The organism is Geomonas sp., assembly GCF_056994735.1.
Window position 1 is genome coordinate 1 of sequence record NZ_JBXKJL010000037.1, and the last position, 2,393, is coordinate 2,393.

A 2,393-nucleotide genomic window follows, 5' to 3' on the forward strand; every position below is an offset into this window, starting at 1 on the left:
TCCAGCCTGAAGACCGAAAGTAGCGGCCCGAGGCTTCCCAGCAGAGCCAGCAACAGACTCACCGCAAAGGAAACCGCGAGAAACGCAGGCATCAACTCGGCAGACACCGCGAACACGGTCCTGGTTACGAATTGCGCGAGGGCCGTGCCTAAGAGGTACCCGGCCGCGCCGCCGATTACGCCGAGCATGAAAGCCTCGGCCGAGAAGATCCTCAACAGATCCCAGCGGGTCCCGCCCATCGCCTTCATCAGGCCGATCTCCTTGCTTCGCTCCAGCACGGTGGCACTCATGGTGCCCGCCACGCTGCTCCCGGCGCAGACCAATACCACCGCCGTCACCAGCATCATCAGGAGCTTGACCTTGGCCAGCAGATCCTCGCTGGTGCGGGCCACCTGACGAACCTCCTTGACGGAGGCTCCGGCAACGAGCGGCTGCAGGGCGGCGGCCTTCGCCTTAAGGCTCTCCCCTCCCGCGGCCACCAGCAGCCGCACCAGGGTCACCTGGTCCGGGAGCCCGACCTTTTGCTGCAACTCCGGCAGGGAGACGAAAAGAATCCCATCCTCGTCCCCGCCGGTGGTCACGATGCCCGCCACGTTTACCGTCGTCGCCCCCCCGGCTCCGGCTAATTCGACCGTTTCGCCCGCTTTCAGACCGAGGCGCGCGGCGAGATCGGTCCCGACCATGGCCCCTCCCGCAGCGGGCCAGCTACCGCGGACCTGCCACCACGGGAAGAGCCTGCGGATCTGGACGAAATCGACCCCCTCGACCGCAACCTCCAGCCCCTTCAGGCGGAGGACGCTCCGCAGGTGGAAGGAATGTTCCCCCCGCAACCCGCTGCGCCCGAGGGCAGACTCCACCTCACGCTGGCTCAGATAGGCCGGTTGATGGATCTGGCCGAACTTGAGTCCGCCGCTGCCGATGTCAATCCCCGCGGCCTCCGGGACGATGACCAGGTTGGCCCCGTACTTCCTGGTCTCCTCGGCCACCCGCTTCCCCATCGAGGCGGAGACGATGCCCAGGGCCGTGGCCAGGCTGGAGGCCATGGTGAGGACCCCCAGCAGCAGCGCGGTCCTCCCCCTTCTGTGGGCCAGCGCGCGAAAGACGATATGGGTAAGCCAGCGGCGTCTCTGCATGTTACCCCTTGAGAACCCGGACCGGCTCGATCTGCAGCGCCCGGCGAAGGGGCACGATGCTCCCGGCAACGGCCACGGCGAAGGCCGCCGCTATCGCGGTGGGAAAGAGCCAGACTGGCGATTTGATTGGGGAGGCGAAAACGGAGCGGCTGATTATCCCGGCGAGCTGGTCCCCGGCGAGGTAGCCGATCAGGCCGCCCACCAGGGATATGATCATGGTCTCACCCAGGAAGATGGCGGCGATCTGGAAGCGATCGGCGCCGATCGTCTTCATAAGGGCGATCTCGGCGCTTCGCTCGGCCATGGAGGCCAGCAGACTGGAGGAAACGGCGATGGCCGCAGAGCCGAGGGCGATGACGGTGAGGAGGAGCATCAGGCTGTCGAGTTTCTTGAGGAGGGCTCCCTCGGCGCTGGCGATCTGCCAGATCGGCTTGGCCCGGCTCCCGGCCATGACCTCTTCCAGGTTCTTGGCCACCGAGGTCACGTAGGCGGTGCAGTACCACTTCTCGTACTCTTCCTTGCTCATGGCGGCAGGGTCCTTCTTGCCGAAGGCGTCCATCGGCACGGTGAGCGCGCTGACCAGGACGCGGGACAGCTGCCCCGGCTTGTCGAGCAGTGCCTGGGCCTCGGCAAGCGGAGCGAAGAGCTGCTCCTCTTCGAATCCTCCGGTCGAAGCGATGCCGACCACCTTGAATGTCCGGCTCCTTCCTCCGGCAGTGACAACGACGTCAGAGCCCGGTGCCAGGTTCAGGCGCTTGGCGAGGGATGCCCCTACCACGACCTCCTCGGGGAGTTCCGGCCATCGTCCCCCGATTCCCCACCAGGGCTCGGCTACCGTTACCCCTTGAATGCTGTCTTCTTCCCCCTCGACCTTCATTGGCCGCCCGAACCAGGTGCCGGCCAGCACCCCCCTTTCCCTTCTTCCGGAGGCTGAGAATTCGGCCATTCCGAAGAGATAAGGAGCAAAGCCCACTATGTTGTGTTTCCAGAAGATGGTTTTGATTTTGGGAAGGTCCCCGTCCCTGAGCGTCCCCTCGCCGGCCGCCGGCTCCAGCACGATGTTCGCGCCGTAGCTGCGGAGTTCCAGGGCCATCTTGTGGGAGAGCTCCCCCGCGATGCCGAGGAAGGCGGTGGCGACAGCGGAGCCCATGATGATGGAGAGCAGGACCAGCAGGACGGCCTTGGGGCGTTTCAGGAAGGAATTCTTGAGGATGCGGATCAGCACCGGCCGGATTGCTCCTCGAGTTCGGCGCGCATATG

Annotated in this window: 2 protein-coding genes; both read right to left on the minus strand. The window is 65.4% G+C overall.

The window, feature by feature from the left end:
- Nucleotides 1–1,133 (minus strand): ABC transporter permease (locus tag AC11W3_RS01820; RefSeq protein ID WP_484092394.1); only part of this gene is annotated, 1,133 nt, incomplete at its 3' end.
- A 1-nt stretch (nt 1,134) separates the two neighbouring features.
- On the minus strand, nt 1,135–2,393 hold a 1,259-nt coding region (locus AC11W3_RS01825; protein WP_484092395.1), incomplete at its 5' end, for an ABC transporter permease.